Here is a 13,197-nt window from a genome sequence, read left to right on the forward strand (position 1 = left end):
GGCCAAACGTGCGTGAGGGCCGGAGTGTGTCAGCCCGCTGTCGGGTTCTGCGGGGCCTGCGCTCGTGTGAACCCGTGGCTCCGCTCCACTTTCGCCACATGCAGCGTGTAGCCCTGGTACCACTCGGCTTGCCCGCGCTTCCGCGCCGCGCGGTGCTCGGCGTTCGTCCGCCACTCGGTGAGGGCGTCGGCGTCGCGGAAGTACCCGACGGTGATGCCCAGCCCGCCAGGAGTCTGCGCGTGGTCCATCCCCAGGAACCCGGGGACGTCCTTGACCAGCTCTTCCATGCGGGCGGCGGTCTCGCTGTAGCCGCTCTGCTCCTGGGTTCGCACCGTGGTGAACACCGTTACGTAGTAGGGGGGTTCATAGGCCCCGACGGGCGTGACAGGCGCTTCGGAGTGGTCACTCATGGCGCCAATGTAGGGCAGGGTGCGCCGAGCGTACGGGGCGTCGGTCAGCCTGCCGCGGCACCGCCGACGACACCTCGGCCAGGAGCCGCTCCACCTCGCTCCCCCAGCGTGAGGCGATCACCAGATCACGGGCCGGGTCCACCCACAGCAGATGGTTGCCGCCGTTGCCCCGGGCGCAGCGGCCTGTGCGCGGGGCCCGGGGCCATACCGTGCCGTGGTCGTTGAGCCACCAGGACAGTCCGTACTCGGGCTTGACCGGGCAGGGCGTCCACATCTCCTCGATCCAGCGCCGCGACAGGACCCGACGCCCGCCCCACTCCCCGCCCCTCAGGCAGAGCAGGCCGACGCGGGCCAGGTCCAGGGCGCTGATCCACAGTCCGCCGCCCCAGTGCGCGCCGCCGGAGACCACCGGCACCTCGGCGCCGCCGAGGGCGATCACGGCGTGGTCGTAGCCGTGCCAGGACCAGCCCTCGGAGGCACCGGCCGGTGCCATGACGCGCTCGCGCAGCACGTCCGGCAGGGCCCGGCGGAACAGGGCCGTGAGCGCCAGCGCGGCCAGGTTGACGCGCACATCGTTGTAGGCCCAGCCGGCCCCGGGCGGTCCGCCTGCCGACTCGGTTCCCTCGCGGGTGCTCTGTGCGTCCACCCAGGTCGGCTTGGACCACAGCTCGCCCTCCCACTGGCTGGTCTGGTCCAGCAGGTGGCGCCAGGTGATCGCCCGCCCGTGAGGAGTGTCGAACTCGGGCAGGTCCACAGCCTTGGACACCGGCTCGTCCAGGCGCAGCGCCCCGTCGTCGTAGGCGATGCCCGCCACCAGCGACAGCACGCTCTTCGTGGCGCTGTAGGCCATCTCGGCGCGCGTGGGGTCGCCCCACGAGGCGAGGACCGTGCCGGCCCGGACCACGACACCGCTCGCCCCCTGGCCGTCGAGGAGCGGGCCGACGACCTCGCGGTGGGACGCGTCGGACACCTGGCCGGCGAGATACGACGCCATGTCGTCGATGCCCGCCACCGGCCGCCCCGCCTGCGCGCGCACGGCCCGCGCGAGTGCCGCCGCGTCCACTCCCTCCCAGGGGTCCCCGGCCGGGTCGCCGTTCTCCAGGACCTCTCCGTCATATCGCGATGTCACTGCGTCCATGCCCATCCTCCGCCCCCGTCTCCGGCCGCACCGATCTTCAACAGACCTCATTGTCGGTCAAGTTCGGGCACTAGGCCGGTCGTAGCCTTCGGCGGCGTGTCCGGGCGGCGGTGCGCCGGGAGGCCATCGGCGCTGCTCACACTGGCCGGATGTCCGACGCGTCCCCAGCCCCCACGACCGATGCCCGGCGGGTGGCCGTCATGACCGTCCTCACCCTGCTGGCCGGTGCCGTCGACGCCATCAGCTTTCTGACGATGGGGAAGGTGTTCTGCGCGCTGGCGACCGGCAACGTGCTCTTCCTCTCCTTCGCGCTCGCCGGTGAGGGCGATGTCCCGGTGGCGCGGCCCGCCACCGCGATCGGCGCGTTCATGGCCGGGGCCGCGATCGCGGCGGTCGTACTGAAGTGGCTTGCGGAGCGGGGCAGGGCCTGGTTCCAGGCCGGGCTCGTCAGCGAGGCCGCACTGCTGGTGTGCGCCGGCGCGATGGCCCTGTGGCGGCACGGCACCCAGGCGGCCGGTGCCGATCACGGCATCGTCGCCCTCGTCGCGCTGGCCATGGGGGTGCGTGCCTCCACCGTGCTGCGGGTGCACGTGCCGGGGATGCCGACCCTGCTGAGCCAGACGGCCATCGCCGAGCTGATCAACGACGTACTGAAGCGCCCTCGGGCGACACTGCGCGGGATGTCGGCCAGGCAACGGCTGGCCCGGACGCGGTGGACGGCGACCGTGGGCGGAATCTTCACCGGCGGGGTGCTGGGCACGCTGCTGCTGGTGCCGCTGGGCACCGGGCGTGCGCTGTTCGTCATCGCCGCCGCGGTGCTGCTCCTCGCGGCGGCCACGCCGGCCGTACCCCGGCCGGGTGAAGCGACGAGGCCGGACCACAAAGCTCCCTAGACACCGGGCGTCCCGCGTCCTCGACTCCCCCTTGCCGCAACCATTGACAAGCTTGCGCAACCTTGCCCAACATTGCAGCACCGTTAGGCATGGCCGTCGAGGAAACGGAGCACCGACGTGGCCCCCACGTTGACCGAGGTGGCGAAGCGCGCGAACGTCGCGCTCTCCACGGCGTCCCGGGCGTTCAGCGATCCGCAGCGACTGGGGCCGGCAACCTTGCGCAAGGTTCTGGATGCGGCTCGGGAGGTGGGGTACGAACCGCCTCCGCCGCGCCCGGTCGAGACGCCGGCCGACAATGCCACGGTGGCCGTGATCGTCCCCGACATCGCCAACCCGGTCTTCGGCACCTTCGTCAAGGCCGCGCAGGCCCAGGGATGGCACCGACGGCAGACCATCGTGCTCGCGGACACCGACTTCGACCCGGACCACGAGCGCGAGGTCATCGCCCACCTCAGCGCCAGGTCCGCGGGGCTCGTCGTGTGTTCCCCGCGCCTGGACGCCGAAGAGGTGCTCGACCTGTGCGGCGAGACTCCCGTCGTCCTCGTCAACCGCGAGACCACGACCGCCGACTGCGTCCTCGCCGACGCCACCGACGGCCTGCGCCAGGCCCTCGACTACCTGACCGCGCTCGGACACCGCCACATCGCCTACGTCCAGGGCTCGCAGCACTCCTGGTCCAACAGCCACCGCGTCGACCTGGCCCGGGAGCAGGCCGAGCGGTCGGAAGTGGAACTCGACGTCCTGGGCTGGCAGTCCGAGACGGTGGCCGGAGGTACCGCGGCCGCGGCCGGTGTGCGGGCCTCCGGTGCGTCCGCCGTCATCGCGCACAACGACCTCGTGGCGCTCGGCGTGATCGCCGGAGCGCGTCAGCTCGGGGTACGGGTACCGGACGACCTCAGCGTCATCGGCATCGACGACATGCCGCTCGCCGCGACCTCGTACCCGTCACTGACCAGCATCGCGGTCCCGATGGACCGTGCGGGCTCGCTCAGTCTGGAACTGCTCGCCCCCTCCCTGTCCGGCGAGCGCCAGGACCCGCGCACGCTGCGGCTGCCCACCCAGCTCGTCGTCCGCGGGTCGACCGGCCCGGTCGCCGGTCACGCCCGCCCCGTCGCAAGGGAGCAGCACGCATGACAGCACGCATGACAGATCGAAACCCAGCGATCGGGGCCGAGGGCGACAGCGGTCTGACCGTGGTCGTCAGCGATCCCCATCTCCCGGAGTTCCGCGAACAGTTCGAGGCCGCTCTGCCGAGCACGACCACGGTGCGCTGGTCCGCCGCCGGGGATCACGACGCTCTGCTGGCCGCCGTGGGCGACGCCGATGTCCTGGTGTCGGGGACCTGCCCCGCCGAAGTGGCCACTGCCGGGAAAGGCCTGCGGCTCGTGCACTCCGCCGGTGCGGGCACCGACGGAATCGATGTCGGCGCTCTGCCGCCGGGCGCGCTCGTCGCCAACACCTTCCACCACGAGGACGCGATCGCCGAGTACATCGTGGCCTCGGCGGTGCTGCTGCGCCGCGGCTTTCTGCGCCAGGACGCGGCGCTGCGCGAGGGTACATGGGAGCCGCCGGCGTACTCCGCTCTCCTCGGCGAGGCCGTGGTGGGCTTCGTGGGCTTCGGTCACATCGGCTCCCGTGCCTGGCAGCGGTTGCGGGCGTTCGGCGCGCGTGGCGTGGCCGTCACGCGCAGCGGCGGCGTGGACGCCGTGACCGAGCGGCTGCTCTGGGTTGGAACCCTCGACGACCTGGACACCCTGCTGGAAACGGCGGACGTGGTCGTGGTCTGCGTACCGCTCGCCGAGCGGACCACCGGACTGATCGCGGCGAAGGAACTGGCCCTGTTGGGGGAATCCGGCGTGCTGATCAACGTGGGCCGCGGCCCGGTCGTCGACGAGGACGCCCTGTACGCCGCGCTGCGCGACGGGATGATCGGGGGCGCGGCCCTCGATGTCTGGTACGACTATCCGTCGGGCGGCCGGACCGGGCAGCCCAGCCGGCACCCGTTCGGCTCGCTGCCCAACGTGCTGATGACGCCGCACTCGTCCGGGCTGTCCCGGCACACCTTCGCCCGGCGTTCGGACGACATCACCGCCAACATCCGCCGACTCGCCCGCGGCCACAGCCTCGACAACATCGTGGCGGTGGCCCGATGAGCAAGCCGGACAGCATCGTCGCCGCGGATGTCATCGTCACCAGCCCGGGCCGCAACTTCGTCGCTCTCAAGATCACGACGGAACAGGGGCTGACCGGCTGGGGTGACGCCACCCTCAACGGCCGTGAACTCGCCGTCGCCTCCTACCTGCGCGACCATGTCGCACCCCTGCTCCTGGGCCGTGACCCGGCACGCATCGAGGACACCTGGCAGTACCTGTACCGCGGGGTCTACTGGCGACGCGGCCCGGTCACGATGACCGCCGTCGGCGCGGTCGACCTGGCCCTGTGGGACATCAAGGGCAAGGTCGCCGGGCAGCCCGTGCACCAACTCCTCGGCGGTCCGGTCCGCGACCGTGTGCTGACGTACACGCATGCCACCGGCTGGGACGTACCGGAGCTGCTGGAGTCCGTGGAGGCGCAGCGCGAGCGTGGCTTCCTCGCGGTCAGGGCACAGATGGGCGTGCCCGGTCTGGACACGGTCTACGGGGTGAGCAGCACGGCTGCGGGGGCGAGCTACGAACCCGCCGGGCGGGGCTCCGCACCGAGCGTGGAGGTCTGGGACACGGCGGCCTATCTGCGGCACGCGCCCGGAGCGCTCGCCGCGGTCAGGCAGCATGTGGGCCCCGAGCTGCACCTGCTCCACGACTCCCACCACCGGCTCACGCCGAACGAGGCCGCGCGCCTCGGGAAGGCGCTGGAGGAGGTGGACCTGTTCTGGCTGGAGGACGTCACTCCGGCGGAGAACCAGGAGGTACTGCGGCACACCCGCCGGCACACCACGACCCCGCTCGCGATCGGCGAGGTGTTCAACACCGTCTGGGAATGCCAGTCGCTCATCACCGAGCAGTTGATCGACTACGTACGGACGTGTGTCACGCACGCCGGCGGGATCAGCCATCTGCGGCGCATCGCCGCGCTGGCCGAGGTCTGGCAGGTCAAGCTCGGCCCGCACGGGCCCTCCGACGTCTCCCCGGTGGCACTGGCCGCGTCCCTGCACGTCGGTCTCGCCACCCCGAACTTCGCCATCCAGGAGTACATGGGCTACGAACCGCTGGTCCACGAGGTGTTCCGGCACGACTGGAGGTACGCCGACGGATATCTGCACCCGGGCGACGCCCCCGGACTCGGCGTCGAGGTCGACGAGACGCTGGCGGCGCGCTTCCCGTACGAACCCGCCTACCTGCCGGTGGCCCGCCGCCGCGACGGCTCGATGACGGACTGGTGAGATGACGACCACGACCTCGCTGCCCCGCCTGGGCTCCGGCACCGTCCCGGAGCACGCGCTGCCGCACCGGCGCACCGTCGCCGAGACCGGCATCGTGCACCTCGGCCTCGGCAACTTCCACCGCGCCCATCAGGCCGTCCACACCGCCGCCGCGCTGGCACACACCGACGGCCCGTGGGGAATCCTCGGCGTCGCGAGCCGCTCCGCCGCCGTCGCCGACGCGCTGCGCGCACAGGACCACCGCTACACCGTCGTAGAGATATCCCCGGAAGGCGAGCGGCTCACCGTACCGGCGGTGCACACCGGCGCGCTCGTCGCGGCGCACGACCCGGACGCCGTCCTCACCGCCATCGCTGCCCCGCGCACCCGGATCGTCTCCCTCACGGTGACCGAGCACGGCTACACCTTCTCGCCGCGCACCGGACACCTCGATCTCGACCGCGACGACGTACGGGCCGATCTGCGCGGCGACACTCCCCCACGCACGACGATCGGCCAGGTGGTCCGCGGCCTGCAGCGCCGCCTGCGCTCGTCCGCGACCCCGGTGACCGTACTGAGCTGTGACAACCTGGCGGCCAATGGTTCCCAGACCGCGCGGCTGGTCGGGGAGTTCGTCCAGGCGCTGCCTCCGGCCGAGCGGGACGAACTGTCCGTGTGGCTGGACAAGAGCGTGGCGTTCCCGGACACCATGGTGGACCGGATCGTGCCCGCCACCACGGACGCCTACCGGGCCACCGTCGCCGAACGGTTCGGGGTGAGGGACGAGATCCCCGTCCCCGCCGAGCCGTTCAGCATGTGGGTCATGCAGGACCGTTTCCCCGCGGGGCGGCCCGGCTGGGAGCACGGCGGGGCGCTGTTCACCGACGATGTCACGCCGTACGAGTTGCTCAAGCTCCGGCTGCTGAACGGCACCCACTCGCTCATCGCCTACCTCGGCGCGCTGGACGGCAGGGCGACCATCCCCGAGGCGATCGCGCGACCTCATATCTCCGAGGCGGCGCACCGGGTGCTGCACGACGAGTACCTCCCCAGCCTGACCGTCCCCGACGACATCGACCTCGACGCCTATGTCGCACGGCTCTTCGGCCGCTGGGCCAATTCGGCACTGGGCCATCGCACCCGGCAGGTGGGCTCCGACGGTTCCGTCAAGCTCCGTCAGCGGGTCCCGGATCCGGCACTCCTCCGGTTGCGGGCCGGGCGGACGCCTCATCACCTCGCCCTCACCGTCGCCGCCTATCTGTGCTGCGTGGCACCGCCGCCGGGCCTGGACGCGGGGCCGCATTCCGCCGCCATGGCGGACCCGGCGCGCGGCCGTCTCCAGCGGATCGCCGAAAGCACCGCCTCCGTACCCGACTTCGTGACCGCCGTGATCGACACCGGTCTGCTCGGGAACGGTCTCGCCGAACACCCCGCCTTCGCCGAGCGGGTCGCCGAACTCATCGGTGTCCTCGTACGGCACGGCACGGCCGCGGCGGTGCGCGCCGCGGCCGAAGCCACGGACTCGGACCGGCCGCCGGGCGCCTGAGCCACCGCAAGGTCGTCGTCCGTCCCGGCGGCATGGCCGCCTGGCCCACGTCCCTTCTAGGAGCCCTTCTTCTCAGAGCCGCACCTCGACGTCCCCCAGCGTTCTGAGGCCATCCCCATCCAAGGAGGCATGGATGATGGACACTCCCACCGAATCCCTGACGCATGAGCCGACTCCGCCGTCGGCACCTGCCGAGCCCCCGGTCACGGACCCCGCCGCGGTCCGCCGGGCCGCCTGGGCGGGGCTCATCGGCACCGCCCTCGAACAGTACGACTTCGTCATCTACGGCACGGCGTCGGCCCTGGTCTTCGGCCAGCTGTTCTTCCCCGACGTCTCGCCGGCCGTCGCCCTGCTCGCCAGCTTCGCCACATACGCCGTGGGGTTCGCGGCCCGCCCGCTGGGCGGCCTGTTCTTCTCCCGCTACGGCGACCGGCTGGGCCGCAAGTGGGTCCTGGTCGCCACTCTGCTTCTCATGGGCGGCTCCACCCTGGCCATCGGACTGCTGCCGACGTACTCCCAAGTCGGCCTGCTGGCACCCGCGTTGCTCGTCGCCTGCCGCTTCTTCCAGGGGTTCGGGGCGGGCGCCGAACAGGCCGGCGGCGCCACGCTGCTCACCGAAACCGCGGCGCCCGGACGACGCGGACGCCTGGCCTCCCTGGTGATGACCGGTGCCGCCCTGGGCACGCTGCTCGGAGCGGTCGCGTGGGTACTCGCGCAGAGCCTGCCGGAGAACGCCCTCATGAGCTGGGGCTGGCGTCTGGTCTTCGGCAGCAGTCTGCTGGTCACCCTCGCCGCCCTGGTCATCCGCCGCCGGCTCACCGAGAGCCCGGTGTTCGAGGAGTTCAGGGAGCAGCACGAGAAGCCGAAGTCGCCGGTCGGCGAGGTCTTCCGGCACGGCCGCAGGCCCATGCTGCTCGTCCTGTTCATGAACGTCGGCATCAGCGCCCAGTCGTACACGTATCAGGTCTTCATGGCCTCGTACCTGGTCTCCAGCGTGGGTGTGGACGCCTCGCTCGTGCCGAAGGTCCTCATGATCGGCGCAGCCTGCGGCGGGATCGGCGCCATCGGGTTCGGCATCCTCTCGGACCGCGTCGGGCGCAAGCCCGTGTACTCCGCGATCCTCCTGGCACTGGTACTGCTCCCCGGACCGTCGTTCATCGCGCTCAACACCGGCGCACCGATCGCCATCACGGTCACGATGATCGTGGGCTTCGTCCTGGCGGGCCAGGGCGCGGTCGGCGTGCAGATGAGCTATTTCCCCGAGTTGTTCGGCAGCCGCTACCGGTACGCCGGAGTCACCCTGGGCCGTGAGTTCTCCTCGGTCCTCGGCGGCGGCGTCGCCCCGCTCGTCTGCGCGTCCCTCCTCACCGCGTTCTCCGGATCATGGATTCCCGTCGCGGCCTACATGACCCTGATGATGGTCATCAGCCTCGTCGCCGCCCGCATGGCTCCGGAGACCCGCGACCGCGACCTGACGGCTGTCACGGACGCCGAGGTCGGATCACCTGAACGTGTGGTTTGAGATTCCGTCGCGTCGATTGCATGGGTACGCCGAATGGCGGTCACTACGGTTCCCGCATGAAATCGACGCCTCTTTCCTCCGACCCACCGGCACAGGTGCCACAGCAGGCAGGAAGCTCCAATTCCACGTCGCCCACGAGCCGGTCGGCCTCGGCACTGGCCTCAGAACCTCCGGAGTGGAAGACATGGATCGAGAAGTCCGTGTTACCTGCCCTTGCCGTCGCGAGCGCCGTGCTGTTCGGACTGCTGACCGTGGAGTACGACCAGTTCTACCGTGAACTGGGAATGGCCCCCGGCGACGTGGGAATCGAATACTCGACGCAGTTGAGCGGCTCCGCAGGTCTCGCGGCACTGAGCATCGTCACATCGGCCGCTCTCTTCGCCGCCGTCGCGGCCGGACTGCTGATGGCGCGCCGATGGGGATGGGCCGGCCTTCGTCACCGCACTGATCGGGTGCGGGCTTTCCTGTGGCGCCGTGAGCACCGTGCTCGGGCCATGCTCGCCTGCTGCGCCCTGGGCATCCTCCTGGTGGGAGCCCTCGTCTCCTACGTGGCCGACGAAATGGCCGACAACGTCAAGGGCGGCAAATGGGTCGAGCCACTCCACATCGGCCCTGTCACCCTCCTGTCCGTCCGCGCATATCCCGCGGATATTCGGCTCACGGTCGACGACGGCAAGAAACGGCTCGACCTGACCAGCGTCGAGTCCGACCGGCTGCTCTACATCGGGCACGGCCCGAACACGGTGGTCCTCTACGACTACAAGAATCAGCGCCCCCTCTATCTGCCGGCCAGGGACGTCACCATCACCACCTACAACTGCGAGACCTGGCGCGCCGCACACCACGATCAGTGCCGCCACTGACCGGTGGTCAGTACCCCATCGGACCGCGGGTCAGTGGCAGCAGTCGTCGTCCGTCTGAGGGCCCGGTGCGGTGTCCAGGCGGCAGAAGCAGGACGCCTCGACGGGGACGTCGGCCAGCGCGGTCGCCATCTTCAGCTGCTGGGCGACGAGGGCGGCCTCGCCGGTCTTGCCCGTCCGGAGCAGGCATTCGTGGAAGCCGTGCAGGGACCAGACGTTGCCGGGGTGCTGTTGGGCGCGGGGCAGGGTGGCGTCGAGGCCGAGGTCCGCGCGGTAGACGGCCTCGGCCTCCGCCACGCGGCCCTGCTCCAGCAGCAGTGCGCCGTAGGCGTGGCGGGTGGGCTGCATCCAGCCCCACGGCTCGTCGTAGGGGAGGCTGTCGTCCAGTTCGATGGAGCGCTCCAGGGCGGCGAAGGCGAGGTCGTGGTTGCCCCTGCGGTATTCGAGCTCTCCGTCGAGCATGGCCGACGCGATGGCGAGGATGTCGTGGCAGGTGTTGTTGAACAGCATCCGCGTCTCGGGCACCCGGCTCACCGCCGCGCGGAAGAGCTCGCGCTCAGCCTCCGCGGATTCGGTTTCGCCGGTGGCAGAGAGGGCGACGCCGCGGGCGTAGTGCCGCATGGCGGTGGTCACCGCGTAGAGCCCGGGGTCGGCGGGGGCGGGCAGGGCGAGGATGTCGGTCCAGCGGCCGAAGCGGATCAGCACGTGGACGCGCATGGCCAGGAAGCCTTCGAGCCAGTCGGCCATCGGAGGGCTCGGCACCCGGAGCAGGTCTTCGGGGATGGCCGCTTCCAGCTGGGCTGCGGTGTCGAGGGCGACCTGGGCCTGGCCGAGGAACATCGCCCCGTAGATCTTGAAGTGGTAGTTGTGCGCCCGGTAGAGGGTGTAGAAGTTCATCGCGCCGGCGCGCCGGTGGTACTTCTCGTCGACGGCGATCGCCTCGCTGTTCGCCGCGACGACCCGGCGGTAGTCGCCGCACAGGACGTCGAGGTGCGAGGGCATGTGGTGCAGGTGCCCGGCGTCGGGCACGATGCCGCGCAGGCGGTCGGCGACGGTGAGGGCCTGCTCCGGAGTCGGGGACATCTCCATCAGGTGGATGTACAGGTGCAGCACCCCCGGATGGCCCACGCCGGCTTCGGTGGCGAGGGCGCCGTCCAGTACGGCCTTGGCCTCCACGGTCTTGGCGCCCTCGGCGGGCTGCCCGGTCCTCAGGTCCCACAGTTGCCACGGGGTGAGGTTCATCAGGGCATCGGCGTGGAGGGTGGCGATGTCCGGGTCGTGGGGTGCCAGTTCGTACACCGCACGCATCGCGTCCGCGTAGGGCTCGTTCCAGACCGAGCAGTCCTCGACGGCTTCCGCCTGCGGATAGCGGGCGCGCAGCGCGCCGATCAGGGCCTGTTCGACCGGGGTGGCCTTGACGGCCTTGTCGTGGGCCTGTTCGACGGCTGTGTGGGTGCGGTCGACCGTTCGCACCAACTCGTCGTCGTCGAAGAATTCCCAGGGCTTGTTGTAATTCGGACCGAGCGCGTAGGCGATGCCCCAATACGCCATCGCGCACTCCGGGTCGGCCTCGGCGGCCTTTTCGAAGCAGGCGACGGCTTCCTCGTGGTGGAAGGCGTACGTCCACAGCAGTCCGCGATCGAACCAGAGCTGGGCAGCGGAAGAGGACGTGGTAACGGGACGGCCGTAGGTGCCGAGGTCGTAGTAATCGTCCATGGTCATCTCCTGGAGAATCGGCCCGACCCGGTGAGAATAGCGGCCACGGACAGCCTCCCGGATCTTCGACCAATTCTGAGTATTAGCTCCCTGGTTCGAGAAGTCGAACGGGCATCGTTGTGCACATGACTGACTTCCCGAGTTTTCCGCCCGGATTCGTGTTCGGGGCGGCCACCGCCTCGTACCAGATCGAGGGCGCGGCGCAGGAGGACGGCCGCGGGCCGTCGATCTGGGACACCTACTGCCACACCCCCGGCCTGGTGGCGAACGGGGACAGCGGCGATGTCGCCTGTGATCACTACCACCGGTACCCGCAGGACGTGGCACTGCTGCGTGAGCTGGGCGTGGACTCCTACCGGTTCTCGATCGCCTGGCCGCGCATCGTCCCCGACGGGTCCGGGCCGGTGAATCCCAAAGGGCTGGACTTCTACTCGCGGCTGGTCGACGAACTGCTCGCGGCCGGCATCGAGCCCGCGGCCACGCTCTATCACTGGGATCTGCCGCAGGCCCTTGAGGACCGCGGTGGCTGGCGGGTACGGGACACCGCCGAGCGGTTCAGCGAGTACGCGGCCGTCGTCGCCGCGCATCTGGGCGACCGGGTGCCGCGCTGGATCACCCTCAACGAACCGTGGTGCAGTGCCTTCCTCGGCTACTCCGTCGGCCGGCACGCCCCGGGCGCCCGCGAGGGCCGGGGTGCGCTGGCCGCGGCCCATCACCTGCTGGTCGGGCACGGCCTGGCGGTACGGGCGTTGCGAGCGGCCGGAGTGCGCGAGGCGGGCATCACCCTCAACCTCGACCGCAACCTCCCCGCCACCGGCTCCCCCGCCGACCGGTCGGCCGTGACCCGCGCCGACACCCTGCACAACCTGGTGTGGACCGAGCCGATCCTGGCGGGCCGCTACCCGGCCGCCGAGGAGGAGACCTGGGGCGAGTTGATCACCGGCCAGGACTTCCGGCGGGACGGCGACCTGGAGCTGATCTCCCAGCCGCTGGACTTCATCGGCGTCAACTACTACCGGCCGATCGTCGTCGCCGGCGCCCCGTACCGCGAGAGCGACCCGGCGCTGCGCGTGGCGACCGACAACCGCTACGAAGAGGTACGGCTGCCCGGGGTGCGCCACACCGCCATGGGCTGGCCCGTCGCACCCGGCACCTTCACGGAACTGCTGATCGGGCTCAAGGAGCGCTACGGCGACACCCTGCCGCCCCTCCACATCACCGAGAACGGCTCGGCGGAGAACGACGAGGTGAGCGCCGACGGGGCCGTCCACGACAGCGACCGGGTCGCCTACCTGCGCGACCATCTCACCGCGCTGCGGGCCGCGATGGACGCAGGCGTGGATGTCCGCGGCTACTACGTGTGGTCCCTCCTCGACAACTTCGAGTGGGCCTTCGGCTACGACAAGCGCTTCGGCATCGTCCGCGTCGACTACGCCACGCAGCGGCGGACGCCGAAGGACAGCTACCACTGGTACCGGGCCATGATCGCCGCACAGCGGCGGTGACGGCCCGGGTCGGACGCTGGTCAGGGCCTGAGGGGCCGGCTGTCTGATCATGGTGTCGGTCCAGCGGAGCTGCCGGAGGGTCCGCGGACGGCAGCCGGTGACCAGCCCCAGGAACCGCTCGTCCCGGGTGGCCCGCGCCGCCTGGGCGAGCATCTCCCGGTGCAGGGAGTTCCGCGTGGCCGCCAGATGCGGGTCGCGCAGGTCGTTCATCCGCAGTGCGGTGAGGACGCGGAGTGAGGGTTTGGCGCG

At 70.8% G+C, this 13,197-nt stretch carries 11 protein-coding genes; 8 read left to right on the forward strand and 3 right to left on the reverse strand.

The genetic code is table 11. From position 1 onward, the window contains the following. Positions 1–29: 29 nt before the first annotated feature. Positions 30–410: an antibiotic biosynthesis monooxygenase family protein gene (locus ACFT32_RS00480; RefSeq protein WP_382484075.1), complete on the reverse strand. Its 381-nt coding sequence runs from the start codon at positions 408–410 to the stop codon at positions 30–32. Beyond that, the gene (locus ACFT32_RS00485; protein WP_382484078.1) at positions 403–1,548 is read right to left on the reverse strand and encodes a serine hydrolase domain-containing protein; all 1,146 of its coding nucleotides are present in this window, start codon (positions 1,546–1,548) and stop codon (positions 403–405) included. Before ACFT32_RS00485 ends, ACFT32_RS00480 begins: the two co-directional genes overlap by 8 nt. 149 nt (positions 1,549–1,697) lie before the next feature. Here ACFT32_RS00485 and ACFT32_RS00490 point away from each other — a divergent pair, with 149 nt between their 5' ends. The 7 genes from ACFT32_RS00490 (at position 1,698) to ACFT32_RS00520 (ending at position 9,730) form a co-directional block, all read left to right on the forward strand. Next, on the forward strand, positions 1,698–2,441 hold the full coding sequence (locus tag ACFT32_RS00490) for a YoaK family protein (protein WP_382484080.1): 744 nt from the start codon (positions 1,698–1,700) through the stop codon (positions 2,439–2,441). A gap of 117 nt (positions 2,442–2,558) precedes the next feature. Continuing rightward, a complete protein-coding gene (locus tag ACFT32_RS00495) occupies positions 2,559–3,575 on the forward strand; it encodes a LacI family DNA-binding transcriptional regulator (RefSeq protein WP_382484082.1) in 1,017 nt (338 codons plus the stop codon). An 8-nt stretch (positions 3,576–3,583) separates the two neighbouring features. Further along, positions 3,584–4,594 carry a 2-hydroxyacid dehydrogenase gene (locus ACFT32_RS00500; RefSeq protein WP_382484084.1) on the forward strand — a complete coding sequence of 337 codons (1,011 nt, stop codon included), beginning with the start codon at positions 3,584–3,586 and terminating at the stop codon, positions 4,592–4,594. Continuing rightward, the gene (manD, locus tag ACFT32_RS00505; RefSeq protein ID WP_382484087.1) at positions 4,591–5,820 is read left to right on the forward strand and encodes a D-mannonate dehydratase ManD; all 1,230 of its coding nucleotides are present in this window, start codon (positions 4,591–4,593) and stop codon (positions 5,818–5,820) included. Before ACFT32_RS00500 ends, manD begins: the two co-directional genes overlap by 4 nt. A gap of 1 nt (position 5,821) precedes the next feature. Beyond that, entirely contained in the window at positions 5,822–7,345 is a 1,524-nt protein-coding gene (locus ACFT32_RS00510) for a mannitol dehydrogenase family protein (RefSeq protein WP_382484089.1), read from the forward strand. A gap of 133 nt (positions 7,346–7,478) precedes the next feature. Next, positions 7,479–8,867, forward strand: coding sequence for an MFS transporter (locus ACFT32_RS00515; RefSeq protein WP_382484091.1), 1,389 nt, complete (start codon positions 7,479–7,481; stop codon positions 8,865–8,867). A gap of 200 nt (positions 8,868–9,067) precedes the next feature. Further along, positions 9,068–9,730 (forward strand): hypothetical protein, encoded by a 663-nt coding sequence (locus tag ACFT32_RS00520; RefSeq protein WP_382484092.1) that lies wholly within the window; start codon positions 9,068–9,070, stop codon positions 9,728–9,730. Between the two features lie 30 nt (positions 9,731–9,760). Here ACFT32_RS00520 and ACFT32_RS00525 read toward each other — a convergent pair whose 3' ends face one another. Continuing rightward, complete coding sequence (locus tag ACFT32_RS00525) at positions 9,761–11,443, reverse strand: hypothetical protein (protein ID WP_382484094.1); 1,683 nt, start codon at positions 11,441–11,443, stop codon at positions 9,761–9,763. 125 nt (positions 11,444–11,568) lie between these two features. On the opposite strand from ACFT32_RS00525, the gene ACFT32_RS00530 reads away from it, so the two are divergent. Beyond that, on the forward strand, positions 11,569–12,948 hold the full coding sequence (locus tag ACFT32_RS00530) for a GH1 family beta-glucosidase (protein WP_382484096.1): 1,380 nt from the start codon (positions 11,569–11,571) through the stop codon (positions 12,946–12,948). Positions 12,949–13,197: the final 249 nt, after the last annotated feature.

Source organism: Streptomyces sp. NPDC057002 (assembly GCF_042673825.1).
GTDB lineage: Bacteria > Actinomycetota > Actinomycetes > Streptomycetales > Streptomycetaceae > Streptomyces.

Bases quoted from the DNA above. Each gene is read 5' to 3' on its own strand.
- ACFT32_RS00490 (WP_382484080.1), top strand. From the start codon at position 1,698: ATGTCCGACGCGTCCCCAGCCCCCACGACCGATGCCCGGCGGGTGGCC.
- ACFT32_RS00480 (WP_382484075.1), bottom strand. From the start codon at position 410: ATGAGTGACCACTCCGAAGCGCCTGTCACGCCCGTCGGGGCCTATGAA.
- manD (WP_382484087.1), top strand. From the start codon at position 4,591: ATGAGCAAGCCGGACAGCATCGTCGCCGCGGATGTCATCGTCACCAGC.
- ACFT32_RS00515 (WP_382484091.1), top strand. From the start codon at position 7,479: ATGATGGACACTCCCACCGAATCCCTGACGCATGAGCCGACTCCGCCG.
- ACFT32_RS00500 (WP_382484084.1), top strand. From the start codon at position 3,584: ATGACAGATCGAAACCCAGCGATCGGGGCCGAGGGCGACAGCGGTCTG.
- ACFT32_RS00485 (WP_382484078.1), bottom strand. From the start codon at position 1,548: ATGGACGCAGTGACATCGCGATATGACGGAGAGGTCCTGGAGAACGGC.
- ACFT32_RS00510 (WP_382484089.1), top strand. From the start codon at position 5,822: ATGACGACCACGACCTCGCTGCCCCGCCTGGGCTCCGGCACCGTCCCG.
- ACFT32_RS00525 (WP_382484094.1), bottom strand. From the start codon at position 11,443: ATGGACGATTACTACGACCTCGGCACCTACGGCCGTCCCGTTACCACG.
- ACFT32_RS00530 (WP_382484096.1), top strand. From the start codon at position 11,569: ATGACTGACTTCCCGAGTTTTCCGCCCGGATTCGTGTTCGGGGCGGCC.